The organism is Microcoleus pseudofavosus SVA1_A4, from assembly GCF_036700565.1.
Taxonomy (GTDB): Bacteria; Cyanobacteriota; Cyanobacteriia; order Cyanobacteriales; family Microcoleaceae; genus Microcoleus.
On sequence record NZ_JAUBPE010000008.1, the window covers coordinates 18,352 to 43,847 of the forward strand.

Here is a 25,496-nt window from a genome sequence, read left to right on the forward strand (position 1 = left end):
AATAAATGGTGTTTTAATCTGGGATGTAAAAGCTATCCCCTTGCTCGACGGTCTTCTGAGCAGATTGCTGTTCGCGAACATTTGAAAACACTATGTATGCTTGTTCAGGGCAATGTTCATTCTTAACTAAATAGAATCATATGAAGCTTGTTTTGTTCTATTTTTCTTGCTTTTTGCTAATCGTAGCCGGGATTTTCATTATTGGACTCTTTTTTTACTGGACTTTAATTCATCCGATCTGGAGCATGATAGATGCGGTAGCTTCAGATATAATTGCCTCAGAATCAAGAGTTCTTTGGATCGTAGTAATTGTGTTTACCTGGACTTTAGGGTCTGTGCTTTATAGCTATGTAGGGACAAAATCTAATACTCTAAGAAAGTCAACGACTTTTAGTGCCATTGCATCATTAACCGTCCTACTTGTTTTGATCGGCAGTGGAATTTTGGCGATCGCGACCTCTTCTAGCGATTGGGAGTTTAGCGATTGGAAAAATCCTCCAGAAGTTCAAGTCGCCTCTAGCAATCAACAAAACACCTCATCATCAAATACCAGTAATACGAAAAGTGAATGCTTAAAATCTGCTAAGTGGATGTTTTCTCATGATGCAGTCAATGTTTGTAAAAATCCAACGCCTTACACATCTGAATGTTTGCAATCTGCTACATGGATGTTTTCTCATGATGCAGTCACGGTCTGTCAAAACGCCAAGGTAGACACTGCTAAATGTGTTGCACAGTCTAGTTCAATGTTTTCACATGATGCTGTCAAGACTTGTGGCTCATAAAATGGGGTACTACCAACCCCACCTAATTTCGGTTTGTAGTAAGGACTAAAGTCCTGAATTCTGAGGACTAAATTCCTCCCTACAAACCCAACCTAAAAATATCCGCATAAATCGAATTTCCCTCAACCATTCTCTCCGCATCCGGCGAATCGTAAACCACCAACAGCGAATTCTGCCCCCCCAAATAGGGAAACAGGCTCAATCCCTCAGCATTGTCCGCACCCACCTTAAAAGGCAAATCAAACAATACCTCCAAATCTCCCCCATCTTGCCCAGTAATACTGTCGCCCGATCGCCCTAAAATTCCCTTTAACCGAAAAACCCTCATCTCCCCAGATAAAGTCATCGTCGGCCCGGCTAAAACAATCAAATCTTCCCCGTTCCAGCACAATTCTCGCACGCCCAAACCGTTCAAATCAACAAAATGTTTCTTGTACAATTTCCCTCCTTCCCCAATCGCCTTAAGCCTTAAAATTCCCGGTTCTGCCTCTTCAACTTCTATTTCTAAAATTATCGCCCAACCCCGCAGCACCGGCCCCCGCAAACCGAGCAAAATGCGATCGCCCCGCACCGCCAACCCTTCAATATCAAAGCCATTTTCTTTACTGGGCACCGGCACAGATAAATATAGACCGAGGTGGCTGTCATCTTTGAGTGCGTCGGTCAGCAAATTGCCAGTTTTTGTCCGCTGAAGGCATCCAGCTTTCTGTTTGATTTTGGGATTGTCTGGATGGGAAATTGACTTGCACAAAATCCCGTCTTTTATAGGAATGCGCGCCAGCAAATAGCGGTTGATCTCTGTCTCGATTTGTGCTAATCTTTGAATGTCTGTTTCGGGGTCTCTACCTTGAGCTTTTTTGCGTTTGGTGCTGTGAGAACCCACCAGCCAAAGATAATCGCCGCTGAAATCAATTCCTTCGATATCGATTTCGGATTTTCCCGAAAGTTCGATAAAATCTGCGATCGCAAATCTCTTGTGTTTTCCAAAAACATGAGGCGCGACAGACGACAAACGCTCGATCGAATTCGTTTCATCGGAACCCAGCCACAAATGGCCGTCTGGAGTTAAAGCAACAGCGGATAAGTCTGTAATAATATCAGCGGCTTCGCTGTTGAATTGCAGCAGCAGCCGGCCGAGCAAAAAAGATTCTGGCATAATTATTAGCACCAAAAGTATTGTTACGGTCAGTAATTATAGCTAAATATGCTTGAAACTCATAGGTTGCACCATTCTCAATCAGGCTTTTATGGGCGGGCTAGAAGCCCACCCCACAAGAAAGAAAATTCATCTGTTGTGGAACAGGCATCTTGCCTGTTCATGACGGGCAGGATGCCCAACTCCTACTCCCCACAAGAAAGAAAATTCACTCTTTGTGGAACAGGCATCTTGCCTGTTCCTGAGAATGGTGCAAGATGTGAGTTAAAACCGATTGAAAACTAAAACAGAAAACTAAAACAGATATCCTCCTCATGCCTCATAGCGAGGACTTCCGCTTTGAGACAAAGTTTTTAACCCCTGGCGAGCCCAAGCGCAGCCGGCGGTGATTATTCCGCAAACCGAACCTCCACAGACGGATAACACCCTAATTGAAACATTAACATCGCCATTACGTTTCGTTACGATAAAGAGAGCGAGAGCAAAAAACTCTCCCCCATAATATCAGAGGTAGCCATTATGAACAGTACATTTCGCGTCGGCAACCTGTTTGGAATTCCCTTTTATGTCAACGCATCTTGGTTTTTAGTTCTGGGTTTAGTAACCTGGCAGTACGGCGGCGCATTAGCTGCCCTGTTTCCCGCATTGGGCCCCGTAGCGCCCTGGATGCTGGGATTATTGGCAGCGTTGCTGTTATTTGCTTCCGTTTTAGCCCACGAATTAGGACACAGTTGGGTAGCTATTAAACAGGGAATTGGCGTGAAATCGATTTCGCTATTTCTGTTTGGCGGACTGGCTAATTTAGATAGAGAATCTAAAACCCCAGCCGAAGCATTTTGGGTAGCCATTGCAGGCCCGTTGGTCAGCTTATTTTTATCCGGTTTGTTAACAGCGATAGGCATCGGCGCCGGTCTCACAGGCCCCGCAGCCGCCATCGTCGGACTTTTAGCTTCCATCAACTTAGCTTTAGCCTTATTTAACTTAATTCCCGGTTTGCCCCTCGACGGCGGCAACATCCTCAAAGCCATCGTCTGGAAAATTACCGGCAACCCTTACAAAGGTGTAATTTTTGCTAGCCGCGTCGGTCAAATAATTGGTTGGATCGCCATTGCTACAGGCATATTCGGCAATATTTGGAATCTAGTAATAGGTTGGTTCTTGCTGCAAAATGCCGGTCAATCTGCCCAATATGCCACAGTCCAAAATGAACTGGCAGGCCTGACCGCCGCAGATGCTCTGACCCCCGAAAGCCCGATCGTCTCCCAAGACTTGTCCCTCAGAGAATTTGCCAACAACTACGTGATCGGTAGCACTCAAACCTGGCGCAGATTCCTGGCAACAGATGATGCCGGACAATTGGTAGGGGCGATCGACCTTGACGACCTCAAAACCATTCCTACTGGACGCTGGCCCGAAGTTTTAGTTAAAGAACTCCTGAAGCCGATCGAATTTTCCACAACTGTCAAACCAGAATTATCCCTCCTCGAAGTCGTCACCCTTCTGGAACAGCTAAAAGTACAAGAACTCCCCGTCATTCGCGAAAACGGTGTCCTCGTCGGACTTGTAGAAAAAGCTGAAATTGCCCGCCTGCTACAAAGACGAGCCGAAGCGAACCCTGCTTAATATCCTCAGATACTTGACAAATAATAGTTAACCCCTCGATTTCTCTTACCAAAAGGGCGATCGGGGGGTTAATTGTATAGTTATGGACGCATAAACTCTATGTGTAGGGTGCGCCGAAAGCACCTTATATTGTTTCCGGTAGCATCGGAATGATAACGAGGACACGGCAGTGCCGTGTCCCTACCCGATTAGTTGTAGGGACACGGCACTGCCGTGTCCTGACTGTGGGTAATATTAATAATTCCGATGCTACCGGATTTGATATTACCGCTATAAGTAGTGCGTCAAAGTTCTTTTAGCGTAAGTCCTGTAATTTTTAACCGCAGATGAACCAGGATTAATGCAGATTAATTTAGATTTATCTGCTTTGATATGGTTCATCTGCGGTTTGTTTCAAGAAAGATGACTGACAATAAATTTATCAGCGCTGTGCTTCTGCAACAACTTCATTTCCGATCGGAGTTGGCTTTTCGGAGGATTTTTCAACACTCTGCTGCAATGCCACGTAAAGGCGATTTAAAGCGCTGATGTAAGCTTCTGCGGAGGCTACAATAATGTCGGTATTTGCCGAGTGACCGGAAAATACTTTGCCTTCGTGGCGCAAGCGAATTGTCACTTCGCCGATCGCATCAATTCCCGCTGTCACCGACTGTACAGAAAACTCGATCAACTCGTTCGGGACATTGACAACTCGGTTAATTGCCCTGTAAATCGCATCCACAGGCCCAGTGCCGATCGCAGCATCGGTCAATTCTTCCCCAGCCGGATTCCGCACCGTTACGGTTGCTGTCGGCCGGGATTTGTCACCGCAAGAAACCTGCACCAATTCTAACCGGAACAGTTCCGGTGCTTGGTGCACTTCGTTGTTGGCGATCGCTTCCAAATCCCAATCCGTAATCTCTTTTTTCTTGTCTGCCAAATCTTTAAACTTGACAAAAGCCTTATTTAGCTCATCGTCTGCCATTTCAAAACCCAACTCTTTCAAGCGAGTATGAAAAGCGTGGCGCCCCGATAATTTGCCCAAAATAATTTGATTTTCGGTTAAGCCGATCGACTCGGCATCCATAATCTCGTATGTCAGCTTATTTTTCAGCACCCCGTCTTGGTGAATTCCCGACTCGTGAGCGAAAGCATTTGCGCCGACAATCGCCTTATTTGGCTGCACCAACATCCCCGTCAAATTGGAAACCAAGCGGGAAGTTTTGTAAATTTGGCGCGAGTCAATATTTGTCAGCGGTTCGTCAGAATCAGCCTCTCTTCCCAAGAACGGGTTAAAATATTGGCGCCGCACGTAAAGCGCCATTACCAACTCTTCCAGAGCCGCATTTCCCGCCCGTTCGCCAATGCCGTTAATCGTGCATTCTAACTGTCTGGCGCCATTTTTCACAGCTTCCAAAAAGTTAGCAACAGCCAATCCTAAGTCATTGTGACCGTGAACCGAAATAATTGCGCGATCGATATTCGGCACATTTTCCTTAATTCCCCGGATCAAAGCCCCAAACTCGCTCGGAGTCGTGTAGCCCACAGTATCGGGAATATTAACAGTAGTTGCACCCGCTGCGATCGCCCGTTCCAGCACCCGATACAAAAACTGCGGATCTGAGCGGCAAGCATCTTCGGGAGAAAACTCTACATCTTCGACAAAAGACTTAGCATAAGCCACCATTTCCGGCACAATTTCCAGAACCTCAGCCCGAGTCTTTTTCAGCTTGTACTCCAAGTGAATGTCAGAGGTAGCCAGAAACGTATGAATTCGCGAATTTACCGCCGGTTTCAGAGCTTCTGCTGCTGTTTTAATATCCGGCTTTCTCGCCCTTGCCAAACCGCAAATTGTCGGCCCATTTTCCGTGCCGACCGATCGGGCTATTTTTTGGACAGCCTCGAAATCTCCCGTGCTGGTGAAAGGGAAACCCGCTTCAATCACATCCACGCCCAATCTCGCTAACTGGCGGGCAATAGTCAGCTTTTCATCCACATTCAAAGATGCACCCGGAGATTGTTCTCCGTCCCGCAAAGTCGTATCGAAAATAATAATCCTGTCTTGACTTGGTTGAGTTTTCATAGCTCTAAAAAAGTGTTCTCCTGATTTTTACTTGTCCGTTTTTCTGGGTTTTTAGCCCCCAGTCACCAGTCCCGTGTCTCGCGCCAATAACGAATAATTAATAACCCATAACCCATAACTACTGACTGCTGACTGCTGACTGACTAATGACTAATGACTAATAACTACTGACTAATAATCCATCTTCTCGATATGTTCCCTAATTTCATTTAGGTCTATATACCTATCTGTAGCATTTCGCAATTCTCTTGCAATCATTCCTTCGGTGGATACCACAGTAATATGAGTATTTTTCGAGCGCAGCAGCTCGATCGCCCGCTCAAAATCCCCATCCCCGCTAAACAGCACAACTTGGTCGTACTGATCCACCGTATTAAACATATCAACCACAATTTCTATGTCTAAATTAGCCTTTTGAGAATATCTGCCCGAAGCATCGTCGTAATATTCCTTAAGAATCTTAGTGCGAACCGTGTAACCCAGACTGATCAAAGCATCTCGAAATCCCCTTTGATCTTGGGGGTCTTTCAGACCCGTATACCAGAAAGCATTGATCAAGATGACATTCGGCTGCGAAGTTTTGAAATATTCGAGCACCCTGCGAGGATCAAAAAACCAGCCGTTCTTTTGTTGAGCGTAGAACATATTGTTCCCGTCCACAAAAATAGAAAGGCGGTTCATTAAGTTTGTCATAGAAACTTAGACCTAATAATTGTAGAAAGAAGTTAATCTAAATATCACATTTTAGCAACATGGAGCTAACTGAGGCAATAGATTAGACTTCAGAAAACTCCATCTCCCCAGTATTTCATATTTTCGGCTCGACCGCCAGAGGGTTCTTTTAACCCTGCTTGCATTCGATCGACGGGCCCGATCGAACCAGACGCCCAGTAACTCAATACCGGCTGCGGTGTCAAGGTTAATGGGGCTTCAAACTACCGCGCCAACCGCCCTACCGCCAAGCAGGTATACCGAAGCGCATTGCAGTACCTTTTGCTACCCTGATTTCATAGCATGAGGGCCCCGGCGATCAAGCTTTTTTGCTTTCAAGGGCCCAGCGAGCTAACTCTGTCCGGTTGTGCAGGCCAGTTTTGCCCAGCATATTGCTGACGTGGCTCTCTATAGTCCGCTGGCTGACATTCATCACGTCTGCGATCTGGCGGTTTGCCATACCCTGCGCTAGCAACTGTACTACCTTTAACTCAGTGGGAGTCAATTCGACATTGCGGCGCGCCTTAATTTTTGGGCCGTTCTCAAGACCTGGATTTGAGTGGCGAATCAAACGGGATGCTGCTTTCAGAGAAGATTCTACTTGGGCTACCAGTTCTTCTGGTTCAAAAGGCTTGACTATATAAACGTCAGCCCCCGTGCTCAAGCCTTTTACTCGGTCTGAACTTTGACCTTTAGCGGACAAGAAAAGAACAGGAATCCAGCTCGTGCGCGGGTCTTCTCTGATGTGCTTGACTAAAGTGTACCCATCCATTTCCGGCATCATCACATCGCAGATGATCAAATCTGGGACTTCTTCTTCTAGTTTTTCTAGAGCGTGTCTCCCATTTTCTGCTGTAATGACGTTGTAACCCCGAAACTCCAAGTAATCCTTGACTAGCAAGATCAAGTTCGGGTCGTCGTCAACCAGCATCAGCCGTTTTTGCTCTCCTGAATTGTTGTCCTTCATGTTTGTTCCCGCTAGAGTATCCCGCACAATTCCTTGCTTTCACTACTATTTGTTCTGGGCGTCCCCCGCTTTCCCGGGCCAGGCGGGGCCGGTGGACGGCGAGCGAGTGAAGCTGTTGCGGTGAGGGGAAAGCGGGGCGGGTATTACCGCTTCCCAACCAGTTATCAGACCTTGTTTGTGAATGTCTTGCCACTAGGAACAAAGCCAAAACCTGTGATGGACGATCGCCCTCCTTAATGACGATCGGGCTTAAGTTAACAAAAATTATATCCCGACTAAATTATCATGGATGATGTTGTCGGGCCTTGATTTATGGGAGAAACCCTGATAGCCCAAGTGAGATATTTAATCTGGAGATGTTTAATTACAGGTGGATGCCCCTGTTTTAATTGGTTAATTTTGATGTAGAAAGATTTAAAGACTCCCTACTTACGTATTTAACTATTTCTAGTGTAGTTTAGCAAACTGCCTGATGTCCGCGAAGCACGCAACTTTTGGGCAAAATGTCGCCCGTCTCCGGCACCGAACTTCTTCGATGCACTTCCTAAAAAACCCAAGAAGCAGGACTACCAGAGACAGGCAGGAAAATACAGTTGTTCGATCGCGATACAAGTGCGCTCGCGCTCTCAACTTCACAACATTAAACTTAACATCTTGCCGATCGCGCTGTGCTTTTTCACAGCGTTACAGTTAAATGCCTGGTTCCCCCTGAGCTGGCTGCGGCAAAGGATGAGTTAAAAAAGCGTATTCTTCAACCACCTCCCGGCCGATCAGATGTTCCTGAATAATTCTCTCAATGACGGGGGGCGTAACGTCCCGGTACCACACTCCGTCTGGATAGACTACCATAATCGGGCCAGACCCGCACACTCGCAGGCAGTTAGCTTTAGTCCGAAAAATGCAGGTTGGTCGATCGGCACTTGGCTTGTCCAACCCCAATTCTTGCAAGCGTTTTTTTAAGTAATTCCAAGCCACCAGACTGCTTTGGCGATCGCAGCACTTGGGCACGGTTTGGTCGGCACAGATAAAAATATGCCACTCGATTTGAGCGATTCCCAGGCTTTGGACGCAAGCGCTCAACCCTTGGCTGCCCGATTCATCGTGATTTTCTGTCATTGTATTCATCAATCAAAAGTAATTGGTTAGGGGTCGAAAGTCTTCACCACAGCCCCTCCTCTCCCCCTCTCATTCCCTCCAACTCATTCTCGGTTCGGGAACCCGTACAGACAGGTAAGTTGCGATCGCCCCTTTCTAGAGCTAAATTAGCACTCAGGAGTCGAGAGTGCTAATATGTCAGTAGCAAGCAGTCGGCTGTTGCTTTTATAGCGACCCCTGACGGCCCACTGACTAGGATCTGTAATCTGGAGATTTATTTATGGCAGCAGTATCACTGAGTGTTTCTACCGTTAAACCGTTAGGCGAGCGCGTGTTCGTGAAAGTAAGCGCTAGCGAAGAAAAAACCGCTGGCGGCATCCTTCTGCCCGACACAGCTAAGGAAAAGCCCCAAGTAGGCGAAGTCGCGGCCGTGGGCCCCGGCAAGCGCAATGACGACGGCACTCGCATTGAAATGGAAGTCAAAGTCGGCGACAAAGTTCTCTACTCGAAGTACGCCGGCACCGACATCAAACTCGGCACCGACGAATACGTCTTGCTTGCAGAAAAAGACATTCTGGCGATCGTTAACTAATTAATCATTAGTCATCAGTCATTAGTCATCAGTCATTAGTTTAAAGCGAACGCCGCCAAACAACTAATGACACAGGACAAATGACTAAGATCCATCATCCCAAATCCAAAATCTTAAATCCTCTCATCCCCAAAAACTATGGCTAAGCGTATCATCTACAACGAAAATGCACGTCGCGCCCTCGAACGCGGTATGGACATTCTCGCCGAAGCAGTAGCAGTCACCCTCGGCCCCAAAGGCCGTAACGTGGTTCTCGAAAAGAAATTCGGAGCTCCTCAGATCGTCAATGACGGCGTTACCATCGCCAAAGAAATCGAACTAGAAGACCACGTAGAAAATACAGGCGTTGCTCTAATTCGTCAAGCCGCCTCCAGAACCAACGACGCAGCAGGCGACGGCACCACAACTGCTACCGTTTTAGCTCACGCAATGGTTAAAGAAGGCCTGCGGAACGTAGCAGCCGGCGCCAACGCGATCGCCCTCAAACGCGGTGTTGACAAAGCAACCACGTTTTTGGTAGAAAAAATTGCCGAACACGCCAAACAAGTAGAAGATTCCAAAGCCATCGCTCAAGTCGGCTCCATCTCTGCTGGTAACGACGATGAAGTCGGCCAAATGATTGCCAACGCAATGGACAAGGTGGGCAAAGAAGGCGTGATTTCCCTGGAAGAAGGGAAGTCTATGACCACCGAATTGGAAATCACCGAAGGGATGCGCTTTGACAAAGGCTACATCTCTCCCTACTTCGTCACCGACACCGAACGGATGGAAGCGATTCTAGAAGAACCGTTCATCTTGCTGACAGACAAGAAAATCGCTCTGGTACAAGATTTAGTACCCGTGCTCGAACAAGTAGCTCGTTCCGGCCGCCCGCTGTTGATCATTGCAGAAGACATTGAGAAAGAAGCTCTAGCTACCCTCGTTGTCAACAAACTGCGCGGTGTGTTGAACGTGACTGCTGTTAAAGCACCCGGTTTTGGCGATCGGCGCAAAGCCATGTTAGAAGATATCGCCGTATTGACCGGCGGTCAACTAATCACCGAAGACGCCGGTTTGAAACTGGAAAACACCAAGCTCGACATGATCGGCAAAGCCCGCCGCATCACCATCACCAAAGACAGCACCACAATTGTTGCCGAAGGTAATGAAGCCGCCGTCAAGTCCCGCTGCGAACAAATTCGCCGTCAAATGGACGAAACCGAGTCTTCCTACGACAAAGAGAAGCTGCAAGAACGTTTGGCCAAATTGGCTGGCGGCGTCGCAGTCATCAAAGTCGGCGCGGCTACCGAAACAGAAATGAAGGATCGCAAACTGCGTCTTGAAGATGCGATCAACGCTACCAAAGCTGCTGTCGAAGAAGGAATTGTTCCTGGCGGCGGTACAACTTTGGCTCACCTGACTCCTCAATTGGAAGAGTGGGCCAATAGCACTCTCAAGGGCGAAGAATTGACCGGTGCTTTGATTGTGGCACGGGCTCTGGCTGCTCCTCTGAAGCGGATTGCTGAAAACGCTGGTTTGAACGGCGCTGTCATCGCTGAGCGCGTCAAAGAAAAGCCGTTTAACGTCGGTTTCAACGCAGCGACAAATGAGTTTGTCGATATGTTTGAAGCTGGTATCGTTGACCCTGCGAAGGTGACTCGTTCTGCTCTGCAAAATGCCGCATCTATTGCTGGTATGGTGCTGACAACCGAGTGCATCGTCGTTGACAAGCCTGAACCGAAGGATGGCGCTGCAGCAGGCGCTGGCGGCGGCATGGGCGGCGGCGACTTCGATTACTAAGTCGATAGTCGATCGTTTGATGGGGCGGGCTTTAGGGCCCGCCCTGTTTGTTATATTTGGGAAGTGCTTTGGCGTTGCACAATTATAGTAGGATTAAAAAATTGAGCTAGTTAGCAAGTAGCAGGTAGATGAATACTCTATTTTTAGATTTGGAGTTTGGGCCAATTTATGGTTCTTTTAGAGGAAACTATTTCCCTACAGAAATTGGTGCCGTGATATATGATGTAGAGCGCCATCAGCTTTTATTTGAGAGTAAAAAATTATCCTATGATGTATTCCTTGTTATCAGGAAAAATATTATCAATGACATTGGTAAAACTGTTGGATTTTCGGAAAGAGTGGCAAACCTTAAAAGAGGAGAGTATCAGAAAGTATTCGATCCGAGCTACCGGTTAGAAAAGTCTGATCAAGTTATAGCAAGAAAGCTACGCTCCCAATGCCTAGATGAATTACGCGAATACATTCACAACCTGTTTAAGATACATCAAGTTGACCAGATTGTATTGTTTGGTGGGAGGGAGGATATCAAGATTTTGAAAATGGCAAAAGTCAATATATCGAATATTCAAGTTATTGACATACAACTTGTTATTGAAAAGGAGATAGGCTATCTCTTCTCTCTTGACAAAATATCGTTAATTATCGGATTTTATGCTAAAAATAAATGCTTTGGATCAAAGAATTTTAACTATAAATTGCCATTAAAGTATAAAAATAAGATGAAACCTCATTCAGCATTTGGAGATGCTTGCAGAATTTTCATAGTGTGCAAGGAGTTTTGCGCTGTTAAATCAGAGTTGGTGCAGCAATGTAATATGTACTGCGAAATTAATAAAATCCCTAAAGCGAATGTCAATAGGTTAACAAGCTTAAATGTATTGCAATCCCAACCATCTAGCCAATTGAAAGTAACACTCCTGTTAGAAACCCTCTCTTCAGGAAAGGTTTCTGCTTCTATTTTTGAGTTCCCGCAATGTCGAGTTGAAGCAGCAAGTCGAGAAGAAGCAATTACCAAAATTCAAACCACATTTTTAGAACGACTTAAGCATATTGAAACTCTTTCCTGGGAAGTCCCGATTCAAGCTTCAGAACCCGCCTGGATGCAATTTGCGGGTGTGTTTAAAGACGATCCAGATTTTCAGGAAATTATGGACGATATTCGTGCCGAACGCACCTCTGACGATGACTCTGAAATCGATTCCTTATACTACTTGTAGAGGTGATTTATAGGATAGTAAGCTAACATGAATCTATCATTTCAAGATTTAAGGTTTATTATAGAAGCCATTGAACATCAAATCAATGCCTATTAAGAACGTTTGCAAGTAATTGAAGATGTAGATGAGGATGAGGCGGCGGATTTAGGGAACGATATTAAATTTTTAGAGCTTCTCCACGCAGACATGACGACAACTTTAGATCAGAATACTTCAGTCAAAACTTTAAGTTATGGTGAGGTTTCTTCGCCAGCTCAGGATGAGAAATTTTCAGAAACATCCAAAAAAATATCGTTTCAATAATTAGTTGAATTAACCCAGAAGTTGTCACTTAGTGAGCGATTATTTCTAGTAGAGGCGATTACCTCGTCTGTGCGTCAGGAAGTCACAATAAGCCAATAATCAGTCAATGACAGGATTTTCAGAAGTTGGTTTAGATGATATACTGAGAATGACTGAGTAATCGTAAAGTGAGCAGAGGTCAGGCAAATGTCAGCCACCATCACAATTAGCCCCAGCGAAATTCGGCAGATATTTCAGCCGCGCACGTCCAGCGCTTCAAGGTTTTGGGAACTGGCTCAAAAAGCAAACAATCTAGCTGTAATAATTGACGCTCGTTGGGAGCAGATTCCCCCTGAAACGCGAGAAATACTCAAAATTTTTGCCTATGCCGTCATTGAACCGCCTCAAGGCATTAAGGGAATTTTAATTGACTTTTTAGGGCGTTTTTCTTTGGCTTTTACTTTATTTTTAATTGTACTTAAAGGTGAGAAAGACGGTTTGATCGCTTACATGGGAGCATTTCAACGTCTTCTAAATGCAATTTTGAGTGGGATTGAAAGGGAAGATATTGCTTATGAAAAAGCACTATCCGAAGCCCTGGAGGAAACTTTTGCAGGGTTGGAAACTAGCGAGGCAATGACGGCGGAGGAGGCCTGTGAACGGATCAGAGCAATTTCATATCAAGCTCTCGAAGAACTTTGATAAAACTCAGCAAAAACTAATCCGCGATCGCTATCGTAAAAATCAGGCAGGATTAGTAAAATTTGTCGAATTACTCCAAAAATTCCTCAGAATTTTGAGCGTTGACCCCCGTCCCCGTCCACCGTTGGGACATTTAGAACCTTGGTCAAAAGGCAGTAGCCGTGATGGATTTGAATTGTGGAAGCTGGAGTTTAAAATGCCTCAGCTTCGCGGATCTGCGGAACAGGGGCGACTTATATATTTGTTAGATATTACAAAACAAGAAGTTGTGTTGCTGTGGATTTACACGCACGCAGAATTTGAAAAACGACCACCGGATAATAATCTAAAACGTCTATTGCGCGAAATTATGGATAATTATGAAGTTTCCGATGAAAGTAACAATTTAGCAGACAGTGGAGACAGTGAAACTGGAAAAGACCAAGTTGGAGAAAATCAATCAAATGACAGTGAAGGTGTATAATCAAAATGTGGCTTCTATTACCTCTCAATAACCACCCCCACCAGCTATGAAACTTTATCACACTCCCATTTCCACCAACTCCCGCCGCGTGTGGGTCGCCCTTTTAGAAAAAAACCTCGATTTTGAATTAATAGAAATCCACTTGGACGGCGATCACTTGCAGTCTGAATTTGTGGCAATGAATCCTTTTCACCGCATCCCTGTTTTGGTGGATGATGGCTTCACCGTCTTCGAGTCTCTGGCAATTCTTGACTATCTAGAAACGAAGTATCCCGAACCGGCAATGCTCCCGAAAGAACCGCAAGATTTGGCAGTTGTGAAAATGGTAGAATTGGTCACGATTAACGAACTTGGGCCGGCCCTTTCCCCCCTCATTAGCGAAAAAATGGGCTGGGGAAATCCTGAACCTCAAGCAATAAAAAAGGCGAAGGAAAAAGTCAATACTGTGCTGGCATTTTTTGAAGGTTTGTTGGACGATCGCCCTTTTTTCGCTAGCAACACTGTTACCTTTGCCGAGTGCACTGCCGGTACCGTCGTGCCTTTGCTGTCGTCGCAGGTTGGTGTATCCATAGACGGCTATCCTAAAATTCAAGCTTGGTGCGATCGACTAATGTCGCGTCCCTCATGGCAGCAAACTCAATTCACTGAGGCAGACTTGGCGGCTTTCGCATCTCGGAGACAAAAATTTCTGGCACAATCTGAAGCCTAATGAACAAATCAACTCTCAAGCGATCGCTCTTTTTCCTCGCAGTTTTCACCTGCATCCAAATTCCCATCGCAGCAATGGGGCAGCCCGCCGCCCGATCGAACTACGAATCAATTAATGTCAAACAGTTCCTGGCCGATCGCAAAATTACCGTCTCTAACCCCAAAGATATCGCAGCCAAACTCTTTATTCTCGATCGAGAATCTGAAGGCAGAAAAAGCGATGGAATTTCGGTGGAATATCCCACGCGAGAAACCGCAGTAATTGTGCATACTGTCATCGGTTTAGCTGACGATTCTGTTGCTGCAATGCAGCACCGCATCGAGTTCGTATTCAGGCAAAATAAGTGGGAAATTCTTTGGATAGGCCGACAATCCCGGTGTCAACCAGGCCGCGGACACCAAAATTGGGCTGCCGGCCGCTGTCAGTAGAAAGGTCGATCGGCTTTTTGCTTAAATTCATTCACCCCGCCTTCGTTGCGAGGAAAGAAGCTAGGACTTGACGAAACCGATGATTAAAAACAGAAGCTGAGAAAGATCCGCTACCGCTGCTTCCCGATAGAAATAAGTTATTCATGCGTAAGTCCAAGAAGCAGTCTCTGTTCCGCATTGTTCCCGGGCTGCGCGACAATCTTAAAACTATTTTCGGTGTCGATCGCTCTTTTAGTCAAAAAGAGCGATCGAACTCAGAAGTTTACTTGCACATGATCAAATTTCCAGCCGAGACGAATCCGGCCACAGGGGCTGAAATCTCAACCCAATTGCGGTCTTCTCCATTCCTATCTTTCACTAACTGGAAATTCGGCACAAGCGTTACTTGACCGTTAGCCGGTACGCCACCTTTAACCGCAGCAGTCTTTGAAGGCTCAGTGCGGATAGCTAGGCCCCTCGGCGCTACGCGAGGTTCTACTTGGCGGCACAGACTTACGGGGCCTGGTGCTGGTGCCGGTGCGGGGGCCGGTGCGGGGGCCGGTGCAGGCGCGGGTGCTGGTGCTGGTGCTGGTGCGGGTGCGGGTGCAGGCGCTGGTGCTGGTGCTGGTGCTGGTGCTGGTGCTGGTGCTGGTGCTGGTGCTGGTGCTGGTGTCGGTGCCGGTGCTGGTGTCGGTGCTGGTGCAGGACTTGGACGGGGCGCTGGTGTCGGTGCTGGTGCAGGACTTGGACGGGGCGCTGGTGTCGGTGCTGGTGCTGGTGTCGGTGCTGGTGTCGGTGCTGGTGCCGGCGCGGGGCTGGGGGAAGGAGTTTGACTAATTGTGCACGAACCTAAATTACTTTCGTCCTTGGGATATCCGCTAGCCACATACCCTTTGACGGGAGCGCTAATTTGAATCCAGAGGCGGCCGTCGGAGGCTTTAACCGAAGTAGCGCCTTGAGACAGCATTACCTGAGTGTTAAGTGCTACCCCGCCAACTCTAGGGGATTTGGGGTCTGGGTTCTGGCGAACGGTCAAACCTTCTTTGGGAGTGACTTTGCGGCAAAGGTTGCCAGTCTGGGCTATTTGAAAGGTGGCGCTATCTTCAAAGGAAATATTTTCACCATCCTGACTGACAGTGGATGTTGATGGGGCGGCAACACCGATGGCATTCGCCTGCACACTTCCGGCTGCGATCGCGATCGCGCCCAGCAATGCAGCGGGTTTGTTCCAGCAATTCAAGTTTTTCATCCGTTCAACTCCTCACTTAACCACAATCATTATCTTAATTGCAGGTCAATATAGCAAAAAAATCGATTTGTCTTCCACAAAAAATCTTTATATAACATTTTTATGCCTGTAAGTCAACTTTTCTTTATATAATTTAATGTTTGCTGAGAGTTAAGCGAGGACAAATTAAGCTGCTACGCCTAGAAATTGCTGGTTATGGCAGAGTGGGGGAGCGGGAGAGGGGAAAGGGGGAGAGTGGGGAAATGGGAGAGCAGGAAAGTCAAAAGTTAACAGTTTAAATGCGTAACAGTCGATCGAACCTTACTTAAAATTACCGCGCTCTCGCTGACAGTGGGAGAGTCCCCAAATTCATCTGTGGAGTCAATCTAAAATCAAAAAATCGACAGACCGAGAGTTAAACCTCCCAGAGCGCGGCTGTGCAGTCAATTCTAAAATATCAAATCTAAAATCTAAAACTGACTTTCCTTGATTCAATCTATCAAAAGAGGGAATTTTTGTAACCGTTCGTCGGCGGATAACCTCTCTCTAGAGAACGGTTCAGCCGAGCGCTCCGATCGAGTAGAAATAGAATGTCATATCTGATTGTGTATTGTATGAAACTGAATTCTTTTACGAAACGGCTTTCGACTGTCGGGCGCTGGATGGCTGCAACTGTGCTTTGCGTGTCAGCGATGGTCTTCGTTTGGCAGGGTGCGTTTTTCTCGAACACCGCAGCAATGGCTTCTCCTGCTGTAAACTCGATCGCAGCAGCAGATGCGGGCGATGCGGTTCAAGAAAAAGCCAGCAAAGATGCTGGACGAGCCAAGAATTTCATCCGAGATACAGAAGAGAAGGTTAAGGAAACTGCCAAGACAAATGCTGCTAAAGTCGATCGAGCATCGGATGATGGTAGTGTCGTAGAGCGCAAAGCTAAGAAAGATGCGGCCACAATTGAGAAAAGAGCAACAGAAGATTCAGCTCGGACTCAGAAAGCAGTTGATAATACCAAAAATGCTGTAGAGCGCGCTGTTGACAGCATCAAGGGTGTTTTTAGCAAGTAGACAATAAATAAGTAGGTAAGCGCAAAAAAACAATATCTTGCAGGGGCTTGTAGGCGCAGCTTTAGCGCTTATCTACAGTAAGGGCGAGTCGATCGTTGCAGAACCCGCCCTCTCCCCAAGTAATGTTTATTTGTACTTACTTACTTACTTGAACCTGAAAGGTTGATGTACATTGACCAACACCTCTATACGGAACGGATCGTGTAACCGACCCCAACCATTATTGAAAATTTCCGCAAAAAGCGCAAATCGCTAGCATAAACCCGGCGAATGTCGTCGATTTCATAAAGTACGATTGCGAATCGCTCGACCCCAAAACCGGCCGCAAACCCAGTATATTTTTCTGGGTCTAAACCGACTCCTTTAAGAACATTAGGATCGACCGTTTTGCAGCCCAAAACTTCCAGCCATTTGCCGTTCCACTGCAAATCAACTTCGGCAGAAGGCTCTGTAAACTGAAAGTAACTCGTGCGGAAACGAATCGGCAAATCTTGCCCGAACATTTGCCACAAAAAATGTTTTATTGTGCCTTTCAAGTCAGTAAATGTCAGATTTTCATCACATATAACCAAAACCATTATCTTAATTGCAGGTCAATATAGCAAAAAAATCGATTTGTATTCCAGAATCAGACTTTAAACAATTTCAAGCCTGCACTTAAGTCAAGTAATTGTTATAAAATGTTATTTTTTGTTACAGTCGCCCCTGAAATTGGCAACAAACTGAGAGCCGGGACGATCGTACAATCATCTGGAGTGGCAACTCGATCCAGCCGCCCGCGGTCATTCAGAATTATATGTATCAACTTATTAACTATGAGAATCAAGGTCATCAACCCAAATACAAATGTCAGCATGACTCAAAAGATTGGTGCGGCTGCCGTTGCTGTTGCCAGCCCGGGAACAGAAATTGTTGCCTGCAATCCGGTGTCAGGTCCGACTGCGATCGAAGGACACTACGACGAAGCCATGAGTGTAGTAGGGGTGCTAGAAGAAATTTCTAAAGGGGAGGCGGCAGGAATTGATGGGTACGTGATTGCTTGCTTTGGAGACCCGGGGCTACTGGCAGCACGCGAGTTGGCAAAAGGTCCGGTGTTGGGAATTGCGGAGGCGGCTATGCACGCTGCCAGTTTTATCTCCACTGGGTTTTCTATTGTCACCACCTTAGAGAGGACACGGGTGATTGCTCAACATTTGGTGGATAACTATGGAATGACCCGGTTTTGTCATAAGGTGCGGGCGATCGACTTACCCGTATTAAGTTTAGAAACCCCCCACGCAAAAACGGCAATTTTACAAGAGTGCCGCTTGGCACTGGAAGAAGACCATTGTGGGGCGATCGTACTGGGTTGTGGTGGCATGGCTGATTTACCAACTCAGTTAAGTCAGGAATTGGGAATTCCCGTCATTGATGGAGTCAGTGCGGCAGTCAAACTTGTGGAAGCCCTGGTGGGTTTGGGACTGGGAACCAGCAAGGTGGGTGATTTGGCGTATCCAAACTCTAAATCCTAACTTAGGAATACTTCGTTAATTCAGTGATTCGATTCAGATTAATGAAGAAGAATTCAGGAGTTAGAATTCATGCGCTCCCGAATGATATCGTTTCCGCGCTTCATCGGAATCATACATAATATCAATTCCGGCTGCGCCGGAATGATAAGCGAGGACACGGCAATGCCGTTTCCCTACGCTAGATTTATTGTAGGGACACGGCACTGCCGTGTCTTGATTGCGGGTTATATTAATTCCGATGCTACCGGATTTGATATAATTTTTCGAGTTGCAGTGCGAGCGGGACGCTCGCTATAAGTAGCGATCGATCGCGATCGCTTATGATTCCGATGCCACCGGATTTGATATGACTCCTGACTCCTGAATTCTTTCTTTTTAAAATTGCCGCAAAAAGCGCAAATCGCTGGCATAAACCCGACGGATGTCATCAATTTCATGCAGTACCATTGCGAAGCGCTCGACCCCAAAACCAGCAGCAAAACCAGTATATTTTTCCGGGTCTAAACCAACTCCTTGAAGAACGTTAGGATCGACCGTACCGCATCCCAAAACTTCCAGCCATTTGCCGTTCCACTGCAAATCAACTTCGGCAGAAGGTTCTGTAAATGGAAAGTAACTCGTGCGGAAACGAATCGGCAAATCTTGCCCGAACATTTGCCGCAAAAACTCTTTAATTGTGCCTTTCAAGTCAGTAAATGTCAGCCCTTCATCTATTGCCAAAAGTTCTATTTGGTGGAAGACTGCCGCGTGAGTAGCATCGACAGTATCGCGGCGGTAAACGCGGCCGGGAGAGACAATCCGAATCGGCGGTTTGTGCTGTTCCATGTAGCGAATTTGCACTGATGATGTTTGAGTCCGCAGCAAGTCGCCTCCTGGCAGGTAAAAGGTATCTTGCATATCCCGCGCAGGGTGGTCTGGCGGGGTGTTCAGCGCCTCAAAGTTGTAATAATCTGTTTCCATTTCCGGGCCGTTGGCGACGGTGTAGCCGAGGCCGACAAAGATATCCAAAGCGCGGTCTATGACGCTGTTTAAGGGGTGAACGCGGCCTTGGGGTCGAAAAATCCCCGGCATGGTGACATCGATGGTTTCCGAGGCTAATTTGGCTTGGATTTGGGCGGTTTGGAGGGCGGTGCGCTTGTGTTCCAAATCGGTTTGTAGGGCTTCTTTGACGGTGTTGGCGATCGCGCCTACTTTGGGTCGCTGGTCTGGCGACAGTTTGCCCATCATGCCTAAAATTTGAGAGAGTTGGCCTTTTTTGCCGAGGTAGCCGACGCGCAACTGTTCGAGTTGTTCGATGGTATTGGCAGTTGCGATCGCACTTTTGGACTCTTGGCCGAGAATTTCTAGTTGAGTTTCAATGTCGCTTAGCTGGACAGTCATTTTGATTTTAGATTTTAGATTTTAGATTATGGAATTGATGGCTGTTTTGAGCCAAGCTGAGTTTAGCGCAATTTTGGCTCGACAGTCTTGTTGATTTTAGATTTTAGATTTTCGGTAGTTACGGGTAATTCGTAATAGGTAATTGGATGTTAGAGCGATCGCCCGACTTGAATTTAGTTTAGTATTGTGATCTGGCCTACAAAACTTTTCATGAAACTTCTAATTAGCAACGACGACGGCATCTTTGCACAAGGCATCCGCAGCCTCGCCAACGCACTCGCCGCCGCCGGCCACGACGTGAGCGTAGTTTGTCCCGACAGAGAGCGCTCCGCTACCGGCCACGGCCTCACCCTGCACCAGCCCATCCGCGCCGAAATTGTCGAATCTATTTTTGATCCCGCAGTCAAAGCTTGGGCTTGTTCGGGTACTCCCGCCGACTGCGTGAAACTCGCTTTGTGGGCTTTACTTGACAAACCGCCAGATTTTGTGATTTCCGGTGTCAACCACGGGCCCAATTTAGGCACGGACATCATCTGTTCGGGCACGGTTTCGGCAGCAATGGAAGGAATTATGGAAGGCATTCCCAGCATTGCTTTCAGCCTCGCGAGCTATACTTCGCAGGAATTTGGGCCGGCGGTGGATTTCGCTGTCACGTTGCTGGCACAGTTGACCAAACAGCCAATGCCGAAACCGATGCTCTTGAATGTCAACATACCAGCAGTCACACAAGCAGAAATTACCGGAGTTACGATCGCCCGTCAAGGCATTCGCCGCTATTTCGACATATTTCAAAAGCGCACCGATCCGCGCGGCAAAACTTATTATTGGCTGGCTGGGGAATTGTTAGAAGATGTAGAAGAAACCCCCAATCCGGCGGTGCCGCATGATATTCCTACGGACGTACAAGCTATTCGCGACAACAGGATAACCCTGACTCCGCTGCAATACAATCTCACCTGTGTTCCCGACTTGCACTGGTTGCGGGATTGGCAATTTGAAGGTTTTCCAAGGCAGTGAGCTCCGATCGACCCGATCCGAGCGGTAAACTAGGAATTAAGGAAAAGTGCCTATAAAGGTCTATGCCTTAGGCGTTAACGCAGGCTCCCAATTAGTTGTTGGTTTTTTACTCAAGAAAAACAGTTATGAACGCTCCTACCTATAACACTCATTCTGTCACTTGCCCGATCTGCAACCGTTCCAGCGTCGTAGGCCCAGTCGGAATGGTCAGCGGACTATTCACTTGTCCTCACTGCCATTCTCATATGGTAATTAGCTGGAGCGGTCATTTTGTGCGCGATCCTTTTAGTCTCAAACAACTGACGGTGGGAAAGATGCTCAGGCGCGAAAGCAGACCGCTAGCTCGCCTTCAGCGCGACTTTGGGCTGGGTAAGCATTTTCCGCTGATTGCAATTTTGGGCAGTTTGGTATTTTTGGGATGTGCGATCGCCGCTACGGAACAATCGCTACCCCGACAGAATTCATTTCAAGGATTTTTAGAGTGGGTGAGCGGAACTGGCAATTCTCAAGATGCCTCGCGTTAACATTTCTCAACATGAATTGTGACAGATACTCCGTGCAAATATCTATTCCTTTAGGTAGAAATGACAATAGTTTAGCTCGATCCAATCTTGAGCTGCGTGTAGGGACTGAGACGCCGTACGCTTCTTTGTGTCAAAAAACACGTCTAATATCGTTTCCGGTTGCATCGGAATAATATAGAGGACACGGCAGTGCCGTGTCCCTACCACGATCAATTGTAGGGACACGGCACTGCCGTGTCCTCCGTTTATATCATTCCGATGCTGCGGGATTTGATATAACCTCCTGTGCGGCAGGGGGTTTAACCCCTGCCTCACAGCGAAAGTCCCGTGGACTTAAGTCGAAGAGGCGTATTTCAGGTTAAGTTGACACACATACCAACCGCCAAGCCGGTTAAAACATTTTAAATTGCTGAAACCATTGCGATTGTTGCATCGGACTTCTTCCGACTTCCATCGGACTTCTGCTATATCACATCGCTCAACTTTGAAACTCAGCAATTCTCCTAACAGCTTCTGCCAAAATTTCTGGCGACTCGACTAAGGCAAATCGCACGTAGCCTTCTCCTGATTTCCCGAAACCGGCACCGGGGGAAGCTGCAACTCCTGTACTCTGTACTAGCTGAGTGCAAAATTTCACGGAATCTTCAGCCCAAGGTGCAGGCAGTTTCGCCCAGACGTACATGGTGGCGGGGGGTACAGGCACTTGCCAGCCAATGCCGTGCAGCGCGTTTACAAAGGCATCCCGCCGTTTTCTGAAGGTTTCTACGCTGGTTTTAACCGTGTCTTGAGGGCCGGTTAAAGCGGAGATCGCTCCATTCAAAATTCCTTGGTATTGATTGAAATCTACGGCGGCTTTTACCTGTCGCAGTGCTTCAATGATTTGGGGATTGCCGATCGCATATCCGACTCGAAAACCTCCCATATTGTACGATTTGGATAGTGTAAAAAACTCGATCGCCACACTCTTATCTCGATCGGCCTGAAAAATTGACGGCGCCATCAATTTTCGATATTCTTCCTCGCTCCCAGTCGCCTCAATTGCAGAATTGCGATCGTCAAAAACCAAATCCACATAAGGGAAATCGTGCACCAAAACTAGCCGGTGTTCGCGACAAAAAGCCACGGCTTTCTCAAAAAAAGCAACAGGTGCGATCGCAGTTGTAGGATTGTGAGGATAGCTCAAAACCATCATCTTCGACTGAGCCAGCACTGGTGTCGGAATATCTTCAAATACAGGCAAAAACTGATTTTCCGCTAACAGCGGCATCGGATAAATTTGACCGCCAGCCAAATAAACACCGCCCGCGTGAGAGGGATAACCCGGATCGAGCAACAAAGCAAAATCTCCGGGGTTGAGTACAGCTAAAGGCAAATGCGCCGTGCCTTCTTGGGAACCAATTAACGGCAGCACTTCTGTTTCTGGATTGACTGAAATCCCAAATTTTTGTTCGTACCAAATAGCTGCTGCTTCCCGAAAAGATTTCGTCCCGTTAAACAGCAAATAGCCGTGGGTGCTGGAGTCGGACAGAGAATTCGCGATCGCATCTGTAATGTGAGCCGCCGCCGGCAAATCGGAAGAACCGAGAGACAAGTCAATCACATTTTGCCCCGATCCTCTAGCTTGAGCTTTCGCCCGATCCATATCGGCAAATACATTAAATTGCAGTGGCTCTAAACGTTTGGCAAATTGCATATTTTTTGTAAGTTTTTGGAGATGTTAATGAATCTTTTTATATCTTGTGAATAATACCAATTCTCGCCTCGTATTGCAACAATCATGAGTGTTTGGTTTGTTTGCGCTCACGCTTCAGGTAAGGTGCGTCGCTTTGAGATTGTCGCTCTTTTTTAGGATTTAAGGGTGGCGACGCACCCTACAGCTACTGTTGCATGACTTTTGAGAATTAGTATAATTATGGGATTTTTTGATATTGCATTTTTATTGGCTTTGTGAACGATATTTTTTTTTACTAACCGCAGAGAGCGCAGAGGGCGCAGAGTCAGAGAGGAATATTGAGGAGAAAAGAGAGATGTTCAAAAAATATTTGCGATTGCTATAGTTGTGAGTTGGGAGTTTCCAACTCCCGAATCATTTCCCAACTTTATAAGTGAGCGTCGAGCAAACCGATTAAAGTTTGTTTAGTAATAGCTCCCTCGTGGGAAAGCACTACTTCGGCATTTTTAAACAGCCTGAGAGCTGGGACTCCTTCTACTTTATACTGCTTGACAGTATTAGGATTGGGGTCAATTTCCATTTTAACCACTTTCAGGCGATCGCTGTAGTTGGCAGCCACCCAGTCTACCGAAGGCGCGATCAGTTTGCAAGGCCCGCACCAAGTAGCCCAAAAATAGGCAAGCACTGGTTGCTCTGCTTTTAGCACTTCTGTTTCAAATTTTTCGTCGTTAATGACAATTACACTGTTGCTCATGGTTCTGCGATTATTTTTTCTATTTATTTCTACAGCCTTGGCTCTGTAAAATTTACACAAACTTAGAAAACAGGCTCAAAAGACTGTTACTAATTTTAAAACATTCTGCGAATTATTGACTAGAAACTGAGGACTGGGGACTGATGGCTAATTCTGTTTGGCGTTTAATTCCGCTGCTACAAGCGTCTGGGAGGTTGCAGATGGCGATCGACCAATGGTTGCTGGAACAGCATCTAGCGGGCAAACATCCGCCAACTCTGCGATTTTACACTTGGCTACCGGCGGCAATTTCCTTGGGCTACCACCAGCGTCGGTGGCCGGAGTTTTGGCAGCATTTGTCTTGGCGGGGAACATCTGTGGAGTTGGTGAGGAGGCCCAGCGGCGGGCGCGCCGTGCTCCACCAAGGGGATTTAACTTATGCAGTTGTGGCGTCGGGATTTGGAAGCAGCCGTCTGAAAGCTTATCAGACTATTTGCGAGTTTTTGATTGAGGGTTGGAGGGCGATGGATTTGGATTTGCACTACGGGGAAGCTGGAAGGGGTTACATTCACAACCCGAATTGTTTTGGTACTGCGACGGGTGCAGATTTAGTTACGCCTGATGGCTGCAAATTAATTGGTAGCGCGCAATTGCGACGGGGTGATGCTATTTTGCAGCACGGTTCGATGCGTTTGCAGCCGGATTTTGATTTGTTTTCTCAAGTTTTTGGGGAGGAATTAATTCCTGTGAAATTACCTCTATCTGAAGGGGGAAATGATTCGATTGCAAATATAATTGATGTTTTAAGTGCGGCGGCTTGTCGCTGTTTTGGGATTGATTTGGAGGTGCAGCCGCTTTCGGATGAGGAATGGGAAGCTATACAGGAATTACGCACTCCGACTCTCATCAACCGGGTTTTTTAGCGAATCTGCGAGCGACAACGAAGTTTTTTCGTCCATCAAACCCGGTTTCTGGGCCTCCCATGCTATGCAATAAACTATGGCTGCGCCTCAATTGGAACGATCGGCTCTGCCGCAATTTCGCCCAATTTCACAGAATCCAGCAAGATTTTCCAATCAGCAACTAATTCTGCATCATTAGGATTAGCGCGACGAGCGGCAACTAGAGTGCTCAGAGCATCTTGCCAAATCCCATTCTGAGCGTAAATAAAGGTTTTCTGGCGCGGATCTGCCTTCTCTAATTGACTGCGGATATCTGCACTCAGTTCAACTCGACGCACAATACCGGTTTCCATCTGATCGCTCGATCGGTCTTGAGAGTCGCAAATCACTGTAAAATTCCAAGTGTAAGTTTTGCCTACTTCCAGGGGCGGCACATTTTGGTTAGCGGGGATACTAACGCCGATCACCCCTGATAAATTGCTAATTGTGAGATCCTGTTTATAAATCTGCTTGCCGCTTTCATCTTCTTCTAGGGTAAATTCGGCTAATTCTGCCCCTGTTTGAGGCAAGTAGAACAAGAATGTTGGATAGTCGGAAACAGTCCGTCCCCTCTTATTTGTAGGCACTAAGGCTTTGAGACCTAGCTGACTACTGCTCCCGCAGCCACCGCGCACAACAGGGCCTCTCGGGTGAGTGGGGGGCCGATCGTCAATATCTTCACGGGGCTGAACGAAGCGCGGCCCTCCCGATTGAGTGATTGGCTTGCCATCTACATCTGGAGTCGGCTGTCCCACAACTGCTAATTGGGAAGCATTAAGTGTTGCTATCAATACTATTGAGCAAACTGATGTCAGTTTGAGGAGAAACTTAGTAATTGTTTTCATGTTAACTCCATGATTTTTTAGGGAGAGATTCGGT

The 25,496-nt window shown here is 46.8% G+C and carries 27 protein-coding genes and 1 pseudogene; 15 read left to right on the forward strand and 13 right to left on the reverse strand.

Going from position 1 to position 25,496, the window contains the following annotated elements; all coding sequences use genetic code 11:
* Window positions 1–140: 140 nt before the first annotated feature.
* Window positions 141–785 (forward strand): hypothetical protein, encoded by a 645-nt coding sequence (locus QUA02_RS05440; RefSeq protein ID WP_333025887.1) that lies wholly within the window; start codon window positions 141–143, stop codon window positions 783–785.
* Window positions 786–864: 79 nt separating this feature from the next.
* Here QUA02_RS05440 and QUA02_RS05445 read toward each other — a convergent pair whose 3' ends face one another.
* The gene (locus QUA02_RS05445) at window positions 865–1,941 is read right to left on the reverse strand and encodes a DUF3616 domain-containing protein (RefSeq protein WP_333025888.1); all 1,077 of its coding nucleotides are present in this window, start codon (window positions 1,939–1,941) and stop codon (window positions 865–867) included.
* A gap of 519 nt (window positions 1,942–2,460) precedes the next feature.
* Here QUA02_RS05445 and QUA02_RS05450 point away from each other — a divergent pair.
* Complete coding sequence (locus QUA02_RS05450; RefSeq protein ID WP_333025889.1) at window positions 2,461–3,564, forward strand: site-2 protease family protein; 1,104 nt, start codon at window positions 2,461–2,463, stop codon at window positions 3,562–3,564.
* 421 nt (window positions 3,565–3,985) lie between these two features.
* Here QUA02_RS05450 and QUA02_RS05455 read toward each other — a convergent pair whose 3' ends face one another.
* The 5 genes from QUA02_RS05455 to QUA02_RS05475 all read right to left on the reverse strand — a co-directional run bounded on the left by QUA02_RS05455 (window position 3,986) and on the right by QUA02_RS05475 (window position 8,420).
* Window positions 3,986–5,626 (reverse strand): 2-isopropylmalate synthase, encoded by a 1,641-nt coding sequence (locus tag QUA02_RS05455; protein WP_333025891.1) that lies wholly within the window; start codon window positions 5,624–5,626, stop codon window positions 3,986–3,988.
* A 171-nt stretch (window positions 5,627–5,797) separates the two neighbouring features.
* Window positions 5,798–6,319: a LabA-like NYN domain-containing protein gene (locus tag QUA02_RS05460; RefSeq protein WP_006633075.1), complete on the reverse strand. Its 522-nt coding sequence runs from the start codon at window positions 6,317–6,319 to the stop codon at window positions 5,798–5,800.
* Between the two features lie 89 nt (window positions 6,320–6,408).
* On the reverse strand, window positions 6,409–6,543 hold the full coding sequence (locus QUA02_RS05465; RefSeq protein ID WP_333025893.1) for a hypothetical protein: 135 nt from the start codon (window positions 6,541–6,543) through the stop codon (window positions 6,409–6,411).
* A gap of 113 nt (window positions 6,544–6,656) precedes the next feature.
* The gene (locus QUA02_RS05470) at window positions 6,657–7,304 is read right to left on the reverse strand and encodes a response regulator transcription factor (RefSeq protein WP_333025895.1); all 648 of its coding nucleotides are present in this window, start codon (window positions 7,302–7,304) and stop codon (window positions 6,657–6,659) included.
* Between the two features lie 690 nt (window positions 7,305–7,994).
* Complete coding sequence (locus QUA02_RS05475; protein ID WP_333025896.1) at window positions 7,995–8,420, reverse strand: (2Fe-2S) ferredoxin domain-containing protein; 426 nt, start codon at window positions 8,418–8,420, stop codon at window positions 7,995–7,997.
* A gap of 259 nt (window positions 8,421–8,679) precedes the next feature.
* Between QUA02_RS05475 and groES the strand changes: the two genes are divergently transcribed.
* The 8 genes from groES to QUA02_RS05515 all read left to right on the forward strand — a co-directional run bounded on the left by groES (window position 8,680) and on the right by QUA02_RS05515 (window position 14,571).
* The gene (groES, locus tag QUA02_RS05480; RefSeq protein WP_332945088.1) at window positions 8,680–8,991 is read left to right on the forward strand and encodes a co-chaperone GroES; all 312 of its coding nucleotides are present in this window, start codon (window positions 8,680–8,682) and stop codon (window positions 8,989–8,991) included.
* 138 nt (window positions 8,992–9,129) lie between these two features.
* Window positions 9,130–10,770: a chaperonin GroEL gene (gene groL / locus QUA02_RS05485; RefSeq protein ID WP_333025897.1), complete on the forward strand. Its 1,641-nt coding sequence runs from the start codon at window positions 9,130–9,132 to the stop codon at window positions 10,768–10,770.
* 128 nt (window positions 10,771–10,898) lie between these two features.
* Window positions 10,899–11,987 (forward strand): hypothetical protein, encoded by a 1,089-nt coding sequence (locus tag QUA02_RS05490; RefSeq protein ID WP_333025898.1) that lies wholly within the window; start codon window positions 10,899–10,901, stop codon window positions 11,985–11,987.
* Between the two features lie 102 nt (window positions 11,988–12,089).
* Entirely contained in the window at window positions 12,090–12,290 is a 201-nt protein-coding gene (locus QUA02_RS05495) for a hypothetical protein (protein WP_333025900.1), read from the forward strand.
* 186 nt (window positions 12,291–12,476) lie between these two features.
* Window positions 12,477–12,971, forward strand: coding sequence for a hypothetical protein (locus QUA02_RS05500; protein ID WP_333025901.1), 495 nt, complete (start codon window positions 12,477–12,479; stop codon window positions 12,969–12,971).
* Window positions 12,925–13,434 carry a hypothetical protein gene (locus tag QUA02_RS05505; protein ID WP_333025902.1) on the forward strand — a complete coding sequence of 170 codons (510 nt, stop codon included), beginning with the start codon at window positions 12,925–12,927 and terminating at the stop codon, window positions 13,432–13,434. Before QUA02_RS05500 ends, QUA02_RS05505 begins: the two co-directional genes overlap by 47 nt.
* Before the next feature lie 46 nt (window positions 13,435–13,480).
* Window positions 13,481–14,143: a glutathione S-transferase family protein gene (locus QUA02_RS05510; protein ID WP_333025903.1), complete on the forward strand. Its 663-nt coding sequence runs from the start codon at window positions 13,481–13,483 to the stop codon at window positions 14,141–14,143.
* Window positions 14,143–14,571, forward strand: coding sequence for a hypothetical protein (locus QUA02_RS05515; protein WP_333025904.1), 429 nt, complete (start codon window positions 14,143–14,145; stop codon window positions 14,569–14,571). The genes QUA02_RS05510 and QUA02_RS05515 overlap by 1 nt, the downstream gene beginning before the upstream one ends.
* A 262-nt stretch (window positions 14,572–14,833) precedes the next feature.
* Here the strand turns inward: QUA02_RS05515 and QUA02_RS05520 are convergent, their stop codons facing one another.
* Entirely contained in the window at window positions 14,834–15,799 is a 966-nt protein-coding gene (locus tag QUA02_RS05520; protein ID WP_333025906.1) for an SH3 domain-containing protein, read from the reverse strand.
* Between the two features lie 593 nt (window positions 15,800–16,392).
* Between QUA02_RS05520 and QUA02_RS05525 the strand changes: the two genes are divergently transcribed.
* Window positions 16,393–16,839 carry a hypothetical protein gene (locus QUA02_RS05525; protein ID WP_333025907.1) on the forward strand — a complete coding sequence of 149 codons (447 nt, stop codon included), beginning with the start codon at window positions 16,393–16,395 and terminating at the stop codon, window positions 16,837–16,839.
* Between the two features lie 185 nt (window positions 16,840–17,024).
* Here QUA02_RS05525 and QUA02_RS05530 read toward each other — a convergent pair.
* Together QUA02_RS05530 and QUA02_RS05535 are read right to left on the reverse strand one after the other, a co-directional pair.
* Window positions 17,025–17,411, reverse strand: a pseudogene (locus tag QUA02_RS05530) (tRNA ligase subunit PheS family protein); the annotation flags it as partial.
* A 101-nt stretch (window positions 17,412–17,512) separates the two neighbouring features.
* Window positions 17,513–17,695: a hypothetical protein gene (locus QUA02_RS05535; RefSeq protein ID WP_333025909.1), complete on the reverse strand. Its 183-nt coding sequence runs from the start codon at window positions 17,693–17,695 to the stop codon at window positions 17,513–17,515.
* On the opposite strand from QUA02_RS05535, the gene QUA02_RS05540 reads away from it, so the two are divergent.
* The gene (locus tag QUA02_RS05540; protein WP_333025910.1) at window positions 17,694–18,350 is read left to right on the forward strand and encodes an aspartate/glutamate racemase family protein; all 657 of its coding nucleotides are present in this window, start codon (window positions 17,694–17,696) and stop codon (window positions 18,348–18,350) included. The two genes, QUA02_RS05535 and QUA02_RS05540, sit on opposite strands and share 2 nt — an antisense overlap.
* Before the next feature lie 375 nt (window positions 18,351–18,725).
* On the opposite strand, the gene pheS is transcribed toward QUA02_RS05540, so the two are convergent.
* Window positions 18,726–19,730 (reverse strand): phenylalanine--tRNA ligase subunit alpha, encoded by a 1,005-nt coding sequence (pheS, locus tag QUA02_RS05545; protein WP_333025912.1) that lies wholly within the window; start codon window positions 19,728–19,730, stop codon window positions 18,726–18,728.
* Between the two features lie 210 nt (window positions 19,731–19,940).
* Between pheS and surE the strand changes: the two genes are divergently transcribed.
* Both surE and QUA02_RS05555 read left to right on the forward strand, forming a co-directional pair.
* Complete coding sequence (surE, locus tag QUA02_RS05550; RefSeq protein ID WP_333025914.1) at window positions 19,941–20,747, forward strand: 5'/3'-nucleotidase SurE; 807 nt, start codon at window positions 19,941–19,943, stop codon at window positions 20,745–20,747.
* A 125-nt stretch (window positions 20,748–20,872) separates the two neighbouring features.
* A complete protein-coding gene (locus QUA02_RS05555; protein WP_333025915.1) occupies window positions 20,873–21,271 on the forward strand; it encodes a hypothetical protein in 399 nt (132 codons plus the stop codon).
* A 478-nt stretch (window positions 21,272–21,749) separates the two neighbouring features.
* Here the strand turns inward: QUA02_RS05555 and QUA02_RS05560 are convergent, their stop codons facing one another.
* Together QUA02_RS05560 and QUA02_RS05565 are read right to left on the reverse strand one after the other, a co-directional pair.
* Window positions 21,750–22,964, reverse strand: a complete 1,215-nt coding sequence (locus QUA02_RS05560; RefSeq protein WP_333025916.1) for an LL-diaminopimelate aminotransferase — start codon at window positions 22,962–22,964, stop codon at window positions 21,750–21,752.
* A 406-nt stretch (window positions 22,965–23,370) separates the two neighbouring features.
* The gene (locus QUA02_RS05565; RefSeq protein ID WP_190663385.1) at window positions 23,371–23,697 is read right to left on the reverse strand and encodes a thioredoxin family protein; all 327 of its coding nucleotides are present in this window, start codon (window positions 23,695–23,697) and stop codon (window positions 23,371–23,373) included.
* 143 nt (window positions 23,698–23,840) lie between these two features.
* Between QUA02_RS05565 and QUA02_RS05570 the strand changes: the two genes are divergently transcribed.
* Window positions 23,841–24,599 carry a lipoate--protein ligase family protein gene (locus QUA02_RS05570; protein ID WP_333025917.1) on the forward strand — a complete coding sequence of 253 codons (759 nt, stop codon included), beginning with the start codon at window positions 23,841–23,843 and terminating at the stop codon, window positions 24,597–24,599.
* A 74-nt stretch (window positions 24,600–24,673) separates the two neighbouring features.
* Here QUA02_RS05570 and QUA02_RS05575 read toward each other — a convergent pair whose 3' ends face one another.
* On the reverse strand, window positions 24,674–25,462 hold the full coding sequence (locus QUA02_RS05575) for a DUF928 domain-containing protein (protein ID WP_333025919.1): 789 nt from the start codon (window positions 25,460–25,462) through the stop codon (window positions 24,674–24,676).
* Window positions 25,463–25,496 lie beyond the last annotated feature (34 nt).